The following is a 16,971-nucleotide window of genomic DNA, read 5'->3' as shown; positions in this document are numbered from 1 at the left end:
CTGGGAAATCACTCGCTGTGAATGGAAGTACGCTTTCCCTTTCTGATCCTTCGGATCATGGACTGAAGTCCTGCATATATGGCAATCCCACAGCAACCGCCGAGCAAGTCTACTCCAACATCACGTATCGAGCTTGTCCTGTCCGGGCTGAACTGCTGAATATACTCATCAATGGAGGCTATAACAAACACCACAGCCAGAGCAGAAACGATACTGGTTACAAGGGATGTTCTTCTATACCGCAGCCCGCCATAGACAAGCACGGCAAGCACAGCGTATACAAATAAATGCGCACTCTTGCGAAAGATGAACTCTGCAAAATCATACGGCCTCTGCTTCAGCGAATACTCATACTCCCCGTAAGTGAATTGCACATCAGGAAGTGTAAAACCGATGTGCAATTTTTGAGACCATTTATGAAGCCAAGGCTGGATGTCTTGCTGTTGAGAGGATTGCGTGGACATGGACCAGATAACCAGAATCCAGATCACAATCAACAGCAGAGCAATGAGAAATCCGTACGTTCTTCGTACATGCTTTTGTCTCGTGCGCCCGGAGCCCTCCTCCATCATTTTAATCTTCACCACTTTCATATCTCTCTCGTTATTTTATTGATCCAACATACATGCCTCTGCCATTTGTACCTACATATACCTGACCATAGATTTGACGGTCTGCCGCCATAATTTGCGGTTCATTGCCCAGCCCGATTCCATTACCTAAAGGACCTATATTGTTCCAGGTTACCCCCATATCATCGGAACGGAAGAATCCATTCACGTTATTTACGGTGCCATATACATAGACAGCTGGAACCAATCTGCCGGGCTGAGCTTTACCAAAGGCAAATAATTTGGAATTCTGCACACCCTGGATCTTGGAAAAAGTATTTCCCGAATTCGTTGATGCATATAATCCATCGGTTCCCAGACTCACCCATACATTATTCGCCACGCCAGGTGCAGCCTCGACTTTAATGAAGCTTGTATTGATATCCGTATTAATCGGAAGGCGAACCGTATTCGCCTTGGACCAGTTGGCACCTGCATCCGTAGACCGATACAGATAACCAGCAGCATACATATAAAATTTATATCCATTGATGCGATCCGCAGCCAGTGGATAATTATAGGCAAAGACCATATTCCCCCCGATGGCCTGAAAAGGGGCACCATTCATATTTTGCCATGTTGCGCCACGATTCGTGCTTCTGACCGGATTACCGGTCTGGGGGTAATAAACAATTACATTTGGATTGATGGCCGAGTAGGCGACCCTCCCCAGTTTGGAGCCAGCCGGAACATTCATTGGAGTTACCGTAACTCCGTTATTGGAAGAGACAAATAAACGTGTGGTGGTACCATACCAGTCACTGCTTCCCAGAAATATCATGTAATTCGGATTTGCCTCGTGATAGTCAATACTCACAATTTCTCGCATACCTGAGAGCGGGATTTTATTAAGAGGAACATCGGTTACATTTTCATGTCTAAATCCGACTTGATCCGTTAAACCACTGAAGAATGAAACACCCTGAGGTGGTGTGGATGCCGTGAGTGCGACGACTTCTTCATGACCATCGGTAATGGCTTCCCAAGTACTCGCTGTATTGCCAGTCAATCCATTGGTACCATTGATATTTTCCGTCTTGTACACGCCAAACCAGTCTGTAGCGTATACGGTGCCCGGATTATGTGGATCAAACTTGATACTGGATGTCGCTGAGAAAAACATGTTGGGTGTCCACCAGGACGGTTTGGATACCAGCGTTTTGCTCACTGTTGTCCAACTCTGTCCGCCATTAACGGAACGATACAGTGGCAGATTATCTCCGCCTGTTCGAACGGCTGCCAGGATGTGATTATCATTATTGGGATCAATCGTGATTCCATAATAAGATGAGTAACTAGAGCTGGGTGTTATATTCGTCCACTGCACACCATTGAACTTGTAGACCCCCTGATTATCCGTGGTCACATACAACGTCCCGTTCTTCGCCACAGTCATACGTGCAGGATATTCGGGACTTCTCCCGGTAAGTTGCCAAGTGGTCTGTCCATTGCTTCTTGGTGCTTTGCTATACACACCAATGCCGCGAACCCCCGCATACACAACTTGACCTTGCTTTGTCACGGGATTCAATCCATAAGCTACACTCCGAATTCCCTCACCGGATAGCCCGCTAGGTACATCCCATACCTTGCTCCACGTGGCTGCACCATCACTGGAAGTGTACAATCCATCATATCGTGTACCCACGTGCAGGTAATTGGAGTTCGTGGGATTAACCGCGATGCTCTCTCCCATGGCTCGATGGATATTTCCATTTGATTCATTCCGAAGATTAAGTCCGGTTCGAATCCAGGTTTCTCCCCGATCTGTGGATTTCAGAATATCACTCGGCCCCACGTTCCCGTACTTCCCGGCAGCGATATACACGACATTGGGGTTTTGCTGATCCAGCGCAATTCCATCCACGCCGTACAGATTGCTATCCTCATCTCCAAAATGATCCAGTAGTGGGACCCAATCCCCTGAAGCTACATCCAACCGATATACTCCTCCAACGTCAGTTCGAGCGTAAACCAGATCAGGCTCAGTCGGATGAATAACCACGCCTGTAACGTACCCCCCACCACCAATAGGTATATTCTTCCATTGATAGTTTTGAGCTGATTGAACATAATTTGTACTTGCCGGTATCATGAGCATATACATTAGTAGCACAATCAGGGACAATTTCATTAGCCTGGAGATACGCATCTGGTTCACCGCCCTATCCGATCATTTTGAATGTTCTTCAATCATCTGATGTATCCTGTCTCGTTCCGATTGTTCCACGATATAGTAATACACTCCGTCTATTTTCTTGCCCGTGCCTTTAATCTCAACGGATTCAATATGATCCATTACCGAACGATAATTGGAGAACATCTGCTTCATCTCATCAAAGGTAACGTCGGTTCTGACGTGAGCACTGACTTCGTCCAGCAACGTCTCCAGTTGCAATACGTTGGATACCTGGACCGTATTCTTCAGCACTTGTTTGATGATCTCCCGCTGGCGGTCATTCCGCCCGAGATCTCCCTTCGGATCATCATAACGCATCCGCGAAAATCCCAAAGCAGCTTCACCATCCAGATGAATATTCCCTTGCTCGAACCGGTAACCCTCATAGTCAAATGCAAACGGGTTATTCACATCCACTCCACCCACCATGTCGATGACTTGTGCAAAGCCCTCCATATTCACTTTCATGTAGTAATGTATGGGAACGTTGAGCAATTGTTCCACGGTCTGCACAGACATGTTAACGCCCCCAAAAGCATAGGCATGGTTGATCTTATCCTCCGTGCCGTGACCAACAATATTCGTTCTGGTATCTCGGGGAATGTTAAACATAAGTGCAGATTTTTTCGCAGGATTAACACTTAATACAATCATGGTGTCGGAGCGCCCCCGATCATTGGAACGTTCATCCACACCCAGAATCAAAGCATTAAAAGGTTCTTCATTCTCCATGTCCACAGGGAAATCTCCCCCACCCCGCTGGTCTACAATAGATACCTGCTTGATGGGTTCCCGGGGTTCATACATTTGATCCGCCGCTGATTTAACATGCGAATACAGATACACAGAATATCCAATCATGACAACTGCAACAAGGGAAATGGCACCTAATGTTATTTTGATCCCGCGTCTCATGTTATGGCCTCCGTTAGATGACTGCCGTTTTTCTACCATCGATATTGGTTAGACCTGGACGACCAACGGAGTAGTATTGGAAGGACGTGTCTTTAATCTGATCTTCTCCGTAGATGTTTCTTCCATCAATCAGGATGGGTTGATTCATATGCGCTGCCAAATCAGTCAGATTAACCTCCATGAACTCTTTCCATTCCGTCAGAACACAGAGTGCATCAGCACCTTCCGCCGCTTTCATGGCACGCTCTTCCCATGTAATTGATGGGGAATCCACCTCTTTGCGGAAGTTCTCGGTAGCGATGGGGTCATATGCCCGAATCACTGCTCCCTGCTCAAGTAAACGTTGAATGATCTCAATCGCCGGAGCATCACGAACGTCATCGGTATCTGGTTTGAAAGCGAGCCCCCAGATGGCAATCTCCTTCCCTTCGAGTGAGCCTAGTGCGTCTTCCAGTTTACGAATGACGTTGAAGCGTTGATCTTTGTTCACTTCCACCACGGACTTCAGCAGTTTGAAGTCATAATCCACATTACCTGCAATTTGAATCAGAGCTTGTGTATCCTTAGGGAAACAGGAACCTCCGTAACCAATGCCTGCCTTGAGAAAGGAGGCACCGATTCGTCTGTCATAGCCCATGCCTTCGGCAACACGACTGACATCTGCTCCTACTTTTTCACAGATGTTAGAGATTTCGTTGATAAATGAGATCTTGGTTGCCAGGAAAGCGTTGGATGCATATTTAATCATTTCCGCCGAGCGAATATCCGTAACAATAATCTGATCGGTTAATGGCTGATGCAGCTCTTTCAACGTGGCGACTGCCCGCTCACTATGTGTCCCAATGACTATCCGGTCAGGATAGAGCGTATCCTGGACAGCGGTACCTTCTCGCAGGAACTCCGGTACCGATGCCATGTCGAATGGATGATTCGTCAAACTGCTGATCCATTCCTGAATACGATCGTTGGTTCCGACAGGAACAGTGCTTTTAGTCATTATTATTTTATAATTATCCATATAAGAACCTATTTCTCGCGCGACAAGCTCAATAAAGCTCAGATTTGCTTCGCCATTAGGCAGGGATGGCGTACCCACCGCGATAATGATGATATCCGAACGACTGATAGCATCCTGAATGTTGGTGGTGAAGGACAGCCTTCCTGCTTTCATATTGGCATTCATGATATCCTTCAGACCCGGTTCATAGATCGGAACATGACCGTCCATTAACATATTCACTTTTTCCACATTGTTGTCGACACAGATCACGTTATTTCCCAGTTCCGAAAAACATACGCCCGATACCAAACCCACATACCCTGTGCCAATCACCGTAATATTCATTCCATAATCTCCCCCATGTTCTAATGTGTTGGTTACGCGTGCTTCACATATGTCTGAACAATGTCCTGCCATTCAGTAGACACTCTAACGATATCTTCCTCAATCAGCTGGCTGCCGATCTGTACTTCAATGATCTCCAGTTCCGTAACGGCTCTGACGGAATGAAGCATACTCCGGTCAATGATCACCGTATCTCCTTGCCCGATCATTCGGCTCTGCCCATCCAGAATCAATTCCCCTGTTCCCGATACAACCGTCCATACCTCATTGCGAAGCAAATGGTATTGATAACTCAGGTTTTTCCCGGCACTGATGCAGATTCGTTTGGTGAGAACCTCGCCGCCAGCTTCGTTTCTTGTGTAATCCAGAACCCGGTAGCAACCCCACCTGCGCTCCTCATACATGGGGCGTTGATCCTCATTCTTCAAGATTTCCTTGATCCGTGGGCTGGCTTCTTTGTCACTGACCAGAATGCCATCCGGACTCACCGCGACCACCACATCCGACAAGCCCAATATGGCAACCGGAATGTTCAATTCATTGACCAAGTGGGTATTCAAGGAATCTCCCGTAATCCACCCTTTTCCTACAACCGAGCTTCCCATCTCTTCCGTGAGTGTGTTCCACGTGCCTAGATCTTTCCAGAAGCCGTTATACGGAATAGCGATAATCTGATTTGCCTTCTCGACAACTTGGTAATCAAAACTGATCTTGTTCAATCTTCCGTATTGCTTCAGCATTTCGTCATACTGGATCGGCAGTTCCATCTCAATGAGCAGATTGATCAAATAACCCAGTTTAAAAGCAAAAACCCCGCAATTCCATAATGCGGCCTGCTCAATCATGAGGACCGCATCAGATTCGCAGGGTTTCTCCTGGAACTTCGCTACATTCACGTATTCATTGTTATTTTCACTGGAAGATAGGGATTGCGGAATGATGTATCCGTACTTCTCTGACGGGTATGTCGGCACAACTCCCATCAAGGCCAGATCAGCACCAGACTTATCAAGCATCTCCGGTAAGGTTGCCAGCACTTCGAAGAATTCTTTTTCAACAAAGGGATCTACAGGCAACACTGCAATCGTCTCATTCAGACTCACACTCTCTACGGAATACAGATAGGAGGCTGCCAGCGCAATGGCAGGAAACGTATCTCTGCGCTCAGGCTCCACAACCAGTCTCACATCGTCTCCCAGCTGAGAAGTCAGAATCTCCACCTGTGGCAAACTGGTCGCAATAAGCGCCTCTGATGCAAGTCCGGCATGATTCAGCTGTCTCCATACCCGCTGTACCATGGATTCCGGATTTCCCTCTGGCCCATGAAGAACTTTAAGAAATTGCTTGGATCTGGAATCGTTGGATAACGGCCAGAGACGCTTGCCAGAACCGCCGGATAACAGAATACTTCTCATAGGGCTGCACCATCCGACAACACAACCGTACTTGCTCCCTTGCCGGTCTCGGTTGGTTTGTTATATGTGCTGGTCTGATTGGACTCCAGTCTACCTGCCGGATTGCTCTTGGTCCAAGCTGCATAATAATTCGAGTTCTTGCCGTATGAATTATCCAGCAGGATGTTCGGTTGATCCAGGAGACAGGCCAGAATATGTCCATGCAGACGGGATGTCGTGATGGTTTGGTATTGATTGAATTCCTTAATGGCCGTATGTACCATCCGATCAGAGTATTTGTACCACAACCAGCGGGCGAAAGAGCTGCCTTTCCCTGACTTTAACCGGGATGTAATCATGCGAATGATCTTCCGGTCTACCCGGTTGTACAATGTCTCCCAGTCTTTAAACGTGGCCTTGGGTCCACTGACGGATTCGTAATGCACCTGATTCTGAGTCTTCTCAATATCTTTACGGAAGAAATACAACATCTCTGCACTAGGCTTGCTCTTTGACTTAAGAGGCCACAACTGATGCGCCATATCCGGAGATAGATACACATTGGTTTGTTGAAATTCTTTACTGGCTATCTCATAAGATAAGGTATCCCGGACAAAAAAGTGTACATCCTTATGACGATTGAATACTTGGGCTGTCTTTTTCAATTCAATATCACTTTTGTAAAACATCGTCTGAGGCAGAATGACGATCCGATGATTCGGATGCTGGGCAATCATGCGCTCTCTCAATTTCTGATGGGCAGGGTACAGATCACCAAAGTTACCTCCCCCGTGCAACACAATCGTGATACCTTCCGGTACCTTGAGAGACAAAGGGCAATCCAGAATGCTGTATCTGGCACGTACATGAATATCATTGTCCCGGAAGAAAGCCTCAGTACCTTTCATAATCAACAAGTCGCCACCATTGCTATGCACCGGGTAATCCAAATAATAGATTTCGGTACGCGGTGGAATGACCTTCAAAATCTGACGTAAATGTCCCTTTAACTCTTCCATTGGATGAATATTGTTAGTGCCCAGCATCTCCATCTCCTCCTTGGGTGACTCTTCTTCTTTTTTTGTTTAACCGTTCATAGAGAAACGGTAGATCTTCCTTGTCATAGAACATGGCGGCAAACTTCACCTTAAATACAATCTTCATCGCAGCCACAGTAACCACCATTCGTACAATGGACCCGATCAATAAGGCAATTGCAATTCCGTTGAGCCCCCACAGCGGGGTGAATACAAAGAACAAAGCCACCGTCACCGAGAGTGCAATGAGCTGTCTGATCATCACAAGTCCAGGCCGACCAAGTGCATTAAATGCGGATGCCAGAATCCAGGAGCCACCACCAATAATGCATTCCACAGCCAAAATATAAAACGCTACGCTCGCTTCCAAAAATTCGGAGCCGAACAGAAGACCCATCAGGTAGTTCCCCACAAACATGGTGGGTATTACAATGATCATCATGACCATGAGCGAGATGCGGAAAGCTCTGCCAACTGTTCGAATAATCTGCTCTTGGGGCAATCCGGTCACTTTTGGAAAAACAACATTGCTAATCGCCGTCTGAACCGCATTGTAGATTCGGGATAACGCAAATACGACGGAATACAGTCCAAAATCACGCGGGGTGAGCAAAGCCAAAATAATGATTTTATCAAACTGGGTATACAGCGTTCCTAGTAATTCAACGCCATACACCTTGCTGCCATAACCAAAAAGTTTCTTGGCCGAACTCTGGTCCACCCGATCCTTGAACCATCTCAGTCTTAATTCATTACGGTTCGCATAGATAGCCCACGCCACCACTGAGAAGCTGGTTACAAAATAGATCGCAGCCGCGAGCTGAATGCTCAGCATGCCCAGACCCCATAACACAAAAAGCCCGCCTACATTAAACAGGGGGATCATTAACCGGATACCATTATATACAGCGAATTTCTCCCGACTCTGCGAGAGCGCTGATATGAGATTGATGACAATAAGTACAGGAACGGTAGCAATCGTATACCATCTGGATATCTGCACGACCTCCGGCGGAAAGCTGGAGAGCCAGAAAGGTAATCCAAACCAGGCCACAATGCCAATGATGATGCACACCGGAACTTGAAAAAGAAAGCTTAACCGAACATACTGCGCACTCTTCTCGGTTGCGCTCTGTTTGATGTTATAAATGATAGAAGTTGGTAGTCCGAATCCGACCAATCCGGTTAAGAGCGCCGGCCAGAACAAAATGGCCGAAAACGCACCCTTTCCCTCTACCCCGAACATGCGTGACGTCAAAATGGAAGACAACATCGTCAGTGTCATGACCAGCAGATTGGTTCCACTTGTCTGAAATATGGCACTCATTAAGCCGTTTCCTCTGAATACTTTGCGAAGTGCAACTTGCGCCATAGCGATCCTCATCCCTTACTGTTTTGACGAAGCGACCCAACAATCATGCCGTTTCGGTAACATACTTTGGCGAGCTGACGTGTGAACCGATCTGCATTATAAATGTAGATCAGTGAGGTTGTGATCCCCTGTGCAAGCTTGATGCCATGTTTGGCCGTACGCACAACACCACGATCCTGATCACGAATAGCATCACTCACACCCTGCCAATAGATTCGGCGCAGAAACCAGTTCTTCGTCGTTCGCTCTTTGGCTACTTTATGTTGTACCGCGCCGTACGGCGTGTAATATACCTTGAACTTTGTCCGTATTCTTGCAATTAACTCACTCTCTTCACTGGAAAGGAGATTGTTCCCCACTCTTCCAAGATCTTCACGGAAGGGAGCCAGTTGATCAAAGACAGATAAACGAAAAGCCACATTTGCACCAAATGGAATATAAGGACTTTTCATTTCAGTGACTTCATCTGCAAAATCCAGAATGGTGAATAGCGACCTGTTCTCCGGTGGAATCCACATTGGCTCAGGTACTTCCCAGATCGGATCAATCTTGCCACCAACACAACCGATATTTTCATTCATCTCAAACACACTAACGATCTGGTGAATCCAGTCCCTGCAAGCAAAGGCATCATCGTCAAGGAAAAGGATATACTCGCCGCGCGCCTCGTGAATGGCCCGGTTACGGGCGACAGACAAGCCTTGCTTTTCTTCCAACACATAACGGATCGAATGGTTCTCATGCTGCAAGATGGTTTGAAGCACGACTTCCCGTGTGTTGTCTTTTGAATTGTTATCAATGAGTATGATCTCATAGTCGCTGCTTGCGTAATTCTGTTGTATTGCACTTCGTATGGCCTCTACCGCATCCTGTGCACGGTTATACGTACAGATCGCGACGGTTACCTTCATCATTTCATCCCCATATTTTTCAATTAGGTCCACCCGTTCATCTGCACTAACTGGAGTACAGGGTAAGTGTCCTTTGGGCAATTACTGGCCAATCCAGCCGCTCCAACGCTTTGACAAAACCACTGCCTTCCTGAAACTCCGATTGTTTTAACCGGATCATATTCATCGCTTTAAGCAATCCATCCGGATCGGAAGGTTCGTAGAGCACGGCACAATCTTCAGGCAGATATTCCTCCAACAATCCAATCCGTGGTGCCACCACCGGTTTACAGAAGGTCAATGCCAGAATTGCACTGCCTGAAGTCGCAATTTGCTTGTATGGAAGAATGATCGAATCGACTGCATCAAAATAATCCGAATATTCATCATCTTCGATGAAATGAAAATGAGTATGAATATGTCCACTCTTGAGAAATTCATCTCCAAGGTCATAATCCTTTACCTTTTTACCGGCAATCAACAGATGGGCTTGTTCGGAATCCAGATCCTTGAATGCCTCCAGCAAATCATCCACGCCCTTGTACGGCGACACCTGACCGAAGAACGCATACACATAACTATCCTCCGGGATGCCAAACCTGGAGCGGATATTCACCCCTTTTCCCTGATACACTCCCTTGTAATGTCCATGCGGAATAACCTCGATCCGGCTGGAATCAATCCCAAACGTCGAACAGATCTCCGAGATCAAGGGTTTGCCCATGACAATTAGCTTGGAGCAATTTTGGACCAGTATTTTTCTCATCCAATAATCAAACCGCGTCTTGCCGCTGTTGTGTGGCCAGATGTTGTGCACCGTCCAGAACAATTTGGCCCCGCGCAAGCGTGCAAAACAAATCATCAATACATACAGAATGGACTTGATCACTGTTGTCAGCACGGAAGAACCTCTGTAATAGAAGCTAGGCCAATGAAAATGCAGCACATCATTTTTTTTCAGTTTGATTAGATCTCTTTTGGTAAACTGTTTCACTTCCCATCCCTTGTTCTCAATGGAATCGGATAACAGCTCATTGAATTTATTGTTCTCAATCATCTTGGGCAGCATATACACCGTCGGATTTTCCATCCAGGCACCTCTTACTTTAGTTTCATTCGCACAGGTTCCTCTGTATACGTTCCAACTGCGCGCCTTGCATGAAATCTCATTAGAAATCCTTGCATCATAATTTTGGTATTACGCTTGAGCAGCACCCAATCTTTCCACCAAGGGTACAGCGACAGTGCTTTTTTCAAATAAACGTTATTGCGAACTGTATTTCTCGACCATTCGAGCATTCGATAATGGTGTAACTGACGGCGCTTCTGTTCCTTGGACATGTCATTGTAGTATTTCAAAATAATCTTGCGTTGGCCCTTGTACTTGGCCGTTGTAGAGGTTGAAATTCGTGGACCACTATGGATGTTAATATCCACCAGCGGTTCTTTCACATTCACGGCGATGTAGCCTCGTTTCAATATACGCAGATAAAAATCATAATCCTGAGCGGATGTCAGATTTTCATCAAATCGAACTTCACGGGCCAGTGAGGTAAGTACCATGATTTTGGACGTTTCCCCAATCCAGTTGAATGTAAGCAGATCCTCATACCGAATAACATCGCGAGGTTCCACCGACAATTTCCGTTTGACCACCTGATGCTGCTCATTCGTGTATGCGAGATACTTGCTGCAAAAGGTGAATGATTCCTGTGTACGCTCCAGCACTTCCGCCTGGGTTTTTATTTTGTCAGGCATCCATTCATCATCATCATCCAGGAAGGCAATGTACTTGCCATTGGCTTGGGATATCCCTACATTCCGTGCATGGTTGGCTCCTTTGGGATATGGAACCCGGATGTACCTAATCCGTGAATCTTCCCGGGTCCAAGCCTGACAGATCTCTGGCGTCTGATCTTCTGATCCATCATCCACAATGAAAATCTCCAGATACGGATGTGTTTGCTCACGTACACTTCTCAACGCATTTTTCAATAACTCGGCCCGGTTATGGGTCGTAATGATGCAAGATACCAAGGGGTTCATTTCATCACCTTTTCCTGTTCACTAGGATACCTTCATTTGAAGTGCATCATATATTCCTGACAATCTGCCTACGAGAAGATTCATATCGAACTTATCCGATATAATCTCTCTGTTATGTGAACCCATTCTTGCTCTAACCTCTTCATCCGTGATGAGATATTCCAGCGCTGATGTCAGCCCGTGCACATCTCCCGGCTCGATTAACAGCCCATTATGACCGGATGTAATCACTTCGGGGATGCCTCCGACGGTGGTCGATATAATGGGCAAGCCACAATTCATTGCTTCAAGTATGGCCATAGGTAATCCCTCATGATAAGAAGGCAGGACCAGTAGATCCGCTTCCCGCATCAGTTTTTCCTTTTGCTCTCCGTTAATCCAGCCGAGTACATTGACACGATTCTCTATTCCATATTGTTGCACGATTGCTTTGACTTCTTCGACTTCACCATCCCCTGCCAGATTAAAGGTGGCTGTAACGCCCAGCGCCTTTAATTGCTGAATGGACTGAAGCAGATCGTAGACTCCTTTTCGCTCACCCAGTCTGCCCATGAAGAGAGCATTAACGGCTGTTTGTTGTTCTCTTACAAACGGTTCTTTGACAAAGACCCCGTTATAAAGAACCTCAATCGCTGTCTCCGGAACAATCGTAGCAAAGTATTCTTTCCACGTCTGGGACAAGACAATCAACTTGTCTGCCTGATTCAGAATGTAATGACAATACTTGCGCTGCAGAGCAAATTGATTGTAGAAATCATCAAAGCTGGCCGCATGTATATGCAGAATGACTGACTTTCGAAACAACTTTCGTGCGGTTAGCAGAAATAGAGACTTCCGATAAAAGCTCCCGTTGTTCGCCATATGAATATGCACGATATCCGGCTTGAACGTGTACAGTTTCATCCAGAATTGAATGAATCCCCGTATAAAAATAAGCAGCCGTGAGAATACGCTGCCCGTGATATATGTCTCGACCCGCTGCATAGCATACATTTCCGAGATGGAGGAATCTTCAATGTTTTTGATGACACTCACAATTCCACCCATATCCTTCAAGGATGATCCAACAACCAATACTTTTGGTTTCATGATAGACTCCTTTTTTCATGGTTAATCTTCAGACCACTTACAGACTATTCACGTAATTTTTAATGGATGAGATCAGATCAGACTGTTTTCTTACATAGGGCTGGAACGTCAGCTCCTCTATGCAAGGAACCAAGTTTTGCAATTCAGCCTGACTCTCCGCGACGGCCACATAGCCGTTATCCTGAAAAACCTTGGAGATCTCAAGCTGATGGTCATCCACATGTTCGCCCCATTCTTTCCGGCGTGGAATGACAATAACCGGCTTGCCACGTTCAAGACAATTTGTAATGGAGCCAACACCCGCATGAGAAATAATGCATCTGCTGCGCTCCACATATTCATCCATCTCTTCCTGCGTGAGGAAAGGAATCACAGTGAAATTTCGCGGCTGATATTCGGTATATCCAGATTGGGCAATAACCTCTTCTTCAATAATTCCTGCCTCAATCGCCTCATCAATAAGCTCAAACATCCGATTGAAGGGAAAACGCTGGGTTCCAACGATAGCAAATATCAAAATAAAGCCCCCCTGTATTTCGCATTGGGATAGCTATCCTGCAACGTTTCCCATTGGATGAAGAACTCATCCGAGATTTTGTACATCAATCTCCCGGTTGCGCTGGAGGAATAGATTTTGGCATAACTTTCGATATAAATCAGCTTGGCACCGAAGATTTTACCGATGAGGCAAAAAGGGTATGTGGCTCCCGCCCCTGTTGTAATGATCACCTTTGGACGCTCACGCAGATATAGAAAGAATGATTTTATAATATTAGCCACAAAGATTAGCAAGAACATCGCATTTTTCCGCTCTTGCTGCATCAAGAAATATACTTTGCCCTGTGCCGAATCTACTTTTCTGCTTTTATTTTTCTCGGTAATCAAGAAATAATCATGTTCTTCAACCGCAGGAATAATTTTGGTTAATTCATCAAAATGACCGCCAGTAGAACTGATCAAACAGACCTTCATGTTCTAATCTCCTTTGAAAAGGATACGTCCTTGGCTCGCTGTATCTGTATATCCACTTCTGCTTCAGCCCCTGACTTGGAATGGACTCCATTTCCCGTAGCATATAACGCGTTCAGGAAGATACAGAATGGAGCAATCAGATGAACCGTGGACAGGGTATTGTCAAAAAAGGAATAGGTCAGGAAACCGATAATCATACCAGCAAAATACAACCGGATCATGCCGCCCAATCGGAAGTAAACAGCCCGAAACACCAGCAGCAGCGATAGAAACAACAGGATGGCTCCAACTAACCCGCCATCGTAATAAAAACGAATGTATTCATTATGCGGAACAACGAAGCCGGAAAAAATACTTCCATCATTCGCTACGAGAGTTGAGCCGAGTCCACGTCCAAATATCGGATACTCATTTGCTTTGCCAATAAAATAATTCCAGGCTACATCCCTTCCCGACAAGCCTTTGCTCTCTGACCTCATCTCATAATTGTCCCATTGCGCAATCACCATATAGGCCACAGCGACAACGAACAGAATAAGAGGAATAATGGCACTGACTCTGCCTTTGATGAAGGCTTTCAGTTGATCAAAGAGGTAGACCAGAATAATCGGAATAAGCGCAATAAGCGGCCCCCTTGTTCCCGTCTGGACCAGAATGATCAGATGTGTCAAGGTAAGCATGTAATACAGAACAACCTGATGCCCTTGCTTGATCTGAATCAGACAGACGCAGATGGAGATAAAACACAACATGGCCAGATGCGCGGCGATGTTAGCTCCCTGTAACCGGGTTACACCCGACATCTCCAGGTTAGTAATGGACAATATGCCGGCGAGTTGCAGAATATAACCACCAGCAAGACTGAACAGCGGCAACCATGCGAGTACACGTATAATTCGTTGACTGATCTCTCTTGAAAAATGGGGCATCAGCAACAAAAAAGGAACAATGACTCCCAGAAATGCCTTGAATGGATCGAGCGGACTAACCTTACTGGGCAGATCAGATAGAAAATAACTCTCCACAAATAAAAAACCAATCGCCAGTGCAGGATATATCAACTCTTTGCGAATACCAAAGCGTAGAAAAAGAGAGACGACAAAACCCAGAATCGCCAGCTTGTAGAAGGACAGCGAATCCAGTCCTGCCAGATGAATGTTAAATATTTTATCAATGGACAATGAAAAACTTACGATGAGAATCATAAAAATCCAGCTGGGCTGTTTAATATAAACGCCCAGCAGAATCACAGCTATGAGTGCAACAACCGAGACTAGCGGAAGATAGATTGCTGCGAAGACAATTACCAGCGAAAAAAGAATGATATTAAACGACTTCATATTTAATGCAGCAAGTATACCGGTCTTTTGCATATCTACTATGCCACCTCAAAGCCAGAATCGTGTTTCAAAACGCATCCTTCGAACCTACCAGCACCTTGAACGTTCTGAAGATAATTTTGATATCCACCATCATGCTGCGCTCACGGGCATACGTCAGATCCAGCTCCACCATTTCCTCAAAACCAACACTATTTCGACCGCTGACTTGCCATAATCCCGTACATCCCGGGATCATCTGAAGACGTTGTCTGTCATAGGAAGTGTAGTTCTGCACTTCTCGGGGCAGAGCCGGTCTGGGTCCAACGAGACTCATCTCTCCTCTGAACACGTTCCACAACTGTGGCAGCTCATCCAGACTGGTTTTCCGAATGAACTTGCCAATCCGGGTAATGCGGGGATCATTTTTCATTTTGAACATATTCCCGTTCACTTCATTCTGATCAATCAGCTGTTCCAGCAGATCTTCTGCATTCGCAACCATCGACCTGAATTTGTACATATGAAACTCTTTCCCATTCTGTCCTACTCGTACCTGACGAAAAAAAACAGACCCCTGCGGGGCCTCTATTTTGATTAGTAATCCGATGACCGCAAACAAGGGGCACAAAATGATCAAACCTATGAAAGAACCCAGCAAATCGAGCATTCTTTTCATAAATAGATACACTTTATCCGCATTTTGTCCTGACATCGTTGATGCATTGTACCCCAGACTTGGGTCCATAACAATCTCCGCTTCCTTCGATTGGGGAGATGGACTCATTCAAACTCCCCCCCGGCTACATGTTCTACCGACTCTTTTTCCAGAATCTGTTGCAGAGCTTGCAGCATTGGAATTCTAAGTTCCTGTTTTTGCAGAGCGAAGTCGATGGTTGTCAAAATGAATCCCAGTTTCTCGCCCACGTCATAACGTACTCCCTCGAAATCGTAAGCATACACTCCTTGTGTCTCATTTAAGCGCTGAATCGCATCTGTTAATTGAATTTCTCCCCCTTGACCAATCTCTTGTTGCTCCAGATGTTCGAAAATCTCTGGACTCAGTACGTATCTCCCCATAATCGCCAGGTTGGAAGGCGCTGTGCCTTGGGCAGGTTTCTCTACGAACCTGAGAACCTCTGTCAAACGGCCATCCGATTGAAGCGGGTCCACAATGCCGTATCTGTCTGTTTGTTCAGCCAGTACGGTTTGTACGCCAACAATGGAATGTTGAACCTGATCATATTGATCAATCAATTGTTTGGTGCATGGAACTTCCGATACGACGATGTCATCTCCGAGCAACACGGCAAAAGGTTCGTCACCGATAAAGTTACGTGCACACCAGACAGCATGACCAAGTCCTTTGGCCTCTTTTTGTCTTATGTAGTGGATATCCACGTTAGAGGATTTGCGAACCTCTTCAAGCAGGCCCAGCTTCCCTTTTTCCAGCAAGTTATGTTCCAATTCAAAAGCGTTGTCGAAATGATCTTCAATTGCCCGCTTCCCTTTACCCGTTACGATGATGATGTCTTCAATTCCAGAGGCAATGGCTTCCTCAACGATATACTGTATGGTTGGTTTGTCCACAATAGGGAGCATTTCTTTGGGCATCGCTTTTGTGGCTGGCAAAAATCGTGTACCTAGTCCAGCTGCAGGAATGATTGCTTTTCTCACTTTTTTCATAAATACCACCCTATCCTCTTTTTTTTTAGTTTGATAAAAGTTGAACCAGGGCATCTAACCCGTCCTCACGTCATACCTTCGACGATTAACGTCTAAGGTTCATTGAACCCACAGCA

16 protein-coding genes are annotated in these 16,971 nt (G+C 45.9%); all 16 read right to left on the bottom strand.

Going from position 1 to position 16,971, the window contains the following annotated elements; genetic code table 11:
- Positions 1-8 precede the first annotated feature (8 nt).
- The 16 genes from MHI52_RS06875 to galU are packed head-to-tail and all read right to left on the bottom strand — an operon-like array spanning position 9 to position 16,855.
- On the bottom strand, positions 9-593 hold the full coding sequence (locus MHI52_RS06875; protein WP_253506283.1) for a VanZ family protein: 585 nt from the start codon (positions 591-593) through the stop codon (positions 9-11).
- A 10-nt stretch (positions 594-603) separates the two neighbouring features.
- Positions 604-2,763 (bottom strand): hypothetical protein, encoded by a 2,160-nt coding sequence (locus tag MHI52_RS06870; protein ID WP_405158718.1) that lies wholly within the window; start codon positions 2,761-2,763, stop codon positions 604-606.
- Between the two features lie 21 nt (positions 2,764-2,784).
- A complete protein-coding gene (locus MHI52_RS06865; RefSeq protein ID WP_253506280.1) occupies positions 2,785-3,705 on the bottom strand; it encodes an LCP family protein in 921 nt (306 codons plus the stop codon).
- 13 nt (positions 3,706-3,718) lie between these two features.
- Positions 3,719-5,050 (bottom strand): UDP-glucose/GDP-mannose dehydrogenase family protein, encoded by a 1,332-nt coding sequence (locus tag MHI52_RS06860; RefSeq protein WP_047841972.1) that lies wholly within the window; start codon positions 5,048-5,050, stop codon positions 3,719-3,721.
- Positions 5,051-5,082: 32 nt separating this feature from the next.
- Positions 5,083-6,465 carry a sugar phosphate nucleotidyltransferase gene (locus MHI52_RS06855; RefSeq protein ID WP_105597661.1) on the bottom strand — a complete coding sequence of 461 codons (1,383 nt, stop codon included), beginning with the start codon at positions 6,463-6,465 and terminating at the stop codon, positions 5,083-5,085.
- Positions 6,462-7,490, bottom strand: coding sequence for a polysaccharide pyruvyl transferase family protein (locus MHI52_RS06850; protein WP_253506276.1), 1,029 nt, complete (start codon positions 7,488-7,490; stop codon positions 6,462-6,464). Before MHI52_RS06850 ends, MHI52_RS06855 begins: the two co-directional genes overlap by 4 nt.
- Entirely contained in the window at positions 7,477-8,853 is a 1,377-nt protein-coding gene (locus MHI52_RS06845; protein WP_062833046.1) for a lipopolysaccharide biosynthesis protein, read from the bottom strand. Before MHI52_RS06845 ends, MHI52_RS06850 begins: the two co-directional genes overlap by 14 nt.
- Before the next feature lie 8 nt (positions 8,854-8,861).
- The gene (locus MHI52_RS06840) at positions 8,862-9,767 is read right to left on the bottom strand and encodes a glycosyltransferase (protein WP_235431526.1); all 906 of its coding nucleotides are present in this window, start codon (positions 9,765-9,767) and stop codon (positions 8,862-8,864) included.
- Positions 9,768-9,810: 43 nt separating this feature from the next.
- Positions 9,811-10,833, bottom strand: coding sequence for a glycosyltransferase (locus MHI52_RS06835; protein ID WP_076209611.1), 1,023 nt, complete (start codon positions 10,831-10,833; stop codon positions 9,811-9,813).
- Positions 10,834-10,844: 11 nt separating this feature from the next.
- On the bottom strand, positions 10,845-11,789 hold the full coding sequence (locus tag MHI52_RS06830; protein WP_076319067.1) for a glycosyltransferase family 2 protein: 945 nt from the start codon (positions 11,787-11,789) through the stop codon (positions 10,845-10,847).
- A 21-nt stretch (positions 11,790-11,810) separates the two neighbouring features.
- Positions 11,811-12,878 (bottom strand): glycosyltransferase family 4 protein, encoded by a 1,068-nt coding sequence (locus MHI52_RS06825; protein WP_405158717.1) that lies wholly within the window; start codon positions 12,876-12,878, stop codon positions 11,811-11,813.
- Positions 12,879-12,915: 37 nt separating this feature from the next.
- Positions 12,916-13,395, bottom strand: a complete 480-nt coding sequence (pssE, locus tag MHI52_RS06820) for a PssE/Cps14G family polysaccharide biosynthesis glycosyltransferase (protein ID WP_339308831.1) — start codon at positions 13,393-13,395, stop codon at positions 12,916-12,918.
- The gene (gene pssD, locus MHI52_RS06815; RefSeq protein WP_036611329.1) at positions 13,392-13,850 is read right to left on the bottom strand and encodes a PssD/Cps14F family polysaccharide biosynthesis glycosyltransferase; all 459 of its coding nucleotides are present in this window, start codon (positions 13,848-13,850) and stop codon (positions 13,392-13,394) included. Before pssD ends, pssE begins: the two co-directional genes overlap by 4 nt.
- Positions 13,847-15,223, bottom strand: a complete 1,377-nt coding sequence (locus MHI52_RS06810) for an O-antigen ligase family protein (RefSeq protein WP_405158716.1) — start codon at positions 15,221-15,223, stop codon at positions 13,847-13,849. Before MHI52_RS06810 ends, pssD begins: the two co-directional genes overlap by 4 nt.
- 34 nt (positions 15,224-15,257) lie before the next feature.
- Positions 15,258-15,956: a sugar transferase gene (locus MHI52_RS06805; RefSeq protein WP_076327309.1), complete on the bottom strand. Its 699-nt coding sequence runs from the start codon at positions 15,954-15,956 to the stop codon at positions 15,258-15,260.
- Positions 15,953-16,855 carry a UTP--glucose-1-phosphate uridylyltransferase GalU gene (galU, locus tag MHI52_RS06800; protein WP_036611572.1) on the bottom strand — a complete coding sequence of 301 codons (903 nt, stop codon included), beginning with the start codon at positions 16,853-16,855 and terminating at the stop codon, positions 15,953-15,955. Before galU ends, MHI52_RS06805 begins: the two co-directional genes overlap by 4 nt.
- Positions 16,856-16,971 lie beyond the last annotated feature (116 nt).

Source organism: Paenibacillus sp. FSL H8-0283 (assembly GCF_045040675.1).
Classification (GTDB): Bacteria; Bacillota; Bacilli; order Paenibacillales; family Paenibacillaceae; genus Paenibacillus; species Paenibacillus amylolyticus.
The sequence above is the reverse complement of the archived record's forward strand: the minus strand, read 5'-3'. Positions and strand labels throughout refer to the sequence as shown.

What these genes read in the sequence shown, in the direction of transcription:
- MHI52_RS06875 (WP_253506283.1), bottom strand. Translation starts at nt 593, where the DNA reads ATGAAAGTGGTGAAGATTAAAATGATGGAGGAGGGCTCCGGGCGCACG.
- MHI52_RS06870 (WP_405158718.1), bottom strand. Translation starts at nt 2,763, where the DNA reads ATGCGTATCTCCAGGCTAATGAAATTGTCCCTGATTGTGCTACTAATG.
- MHI52_RS06865 (WP_253506280.1), bottom strand. Translation starts at nt 3,705, where the DNA reads ATGAGACGCGGGATCAAAATAACATTAGGTGCCATTTCCCTTGTTGCA.
- MHI52_RS06860 (WP_047841972.1), bottom strand. Translation starts at nt 5,050, where the DNA reads ATGAATATTACGGTGATTGGCACAGGGTATGTGGGTTTGGTATCGGGC.
- MHI52_RS06855 (WP_105597661.1), bottom strand. Translation starts at nt 6,465, where the DNA reads ATGAGAAGTATTCTGTTATCCGGCGGTTCTGGCAAGCGTCTCTGGCCG.
- MHI52_RS06850 (WP_253506276.1), bottom strand. Translation starts at nt 7,490, where the DNA reads ATGCTGGGCACTAACAATATTCATCCAATGGAAGAGTTAAAGGGACAT.
- MHI52_RS06845 (WP_062833046.1), bottom strand. Translation starts at nt 8,853, where the DNA reads ATGGCGCAAGTTGCACTTCGCAAAGTATTCAGAGGAAACGGCTTAATG.
- MHI52_RS06840 (WP_235431526.1), bottom strand. Translation starts at nt 9,767, where the DNA reads ATGATGAAGGTAACCGTCGCGATCTGTACGTATAACCGTGCACAGGAT.
- MHI52_RS06835 (WP_076209611.1), bottom strand. Translation starts at nt 10,833, where the DNA reads ATGGAAAATCCGACGGTGTATATGCTGCCCAAGATGATTGAGAACAAT.
- MHI52_RS06830 (WP_076319067.1), bottom strand. Translation starts at nt 11,789, where the DNA reads ATGAACCCCTTGGTATCTTGCATCATTACGACCCATAACCGGGCCGAG.
- MHI52_RS06825 (WP_405158717.1), bottom strand. Translation starts at nt 12,878, where the DNA reads ATGAAACCAAAAGTATTGGTTGTTGGATCATCCTTGAAGGATATGGGT.
- pssD (WP_036611329.1), bottom strand. Translation starts at nt 13,850, where the DNA reads ATGAAGGTCTGTTTGATCAGTTCTACTGGCGGTCATTTTGATGAATTA.
- MHI52_RS06810 (WP_405158716.1), bottom strand. Translation starts at nt 15,223, where the DNA reads ATGCAAAAGACCGGTATACTTGCTGCATTAAATATGAAGTCGTTTAAT.
- MHI52_RS06805 (WP_076327309.1), bottom strand. Translation starts at nt 15,956, where the DNA reads ATGAGTCCATCTCCCCAATCGAAGGAAGCGGAGATTGTTATGGACCCA.
- galU (WP_036611572.1), bottom strand. Translation starts at nt 16,855, where the DNA reads ATGAAAAAAGTGAGAAAAGCAATCATTCCTGCAGCTGGACTAGGTACA.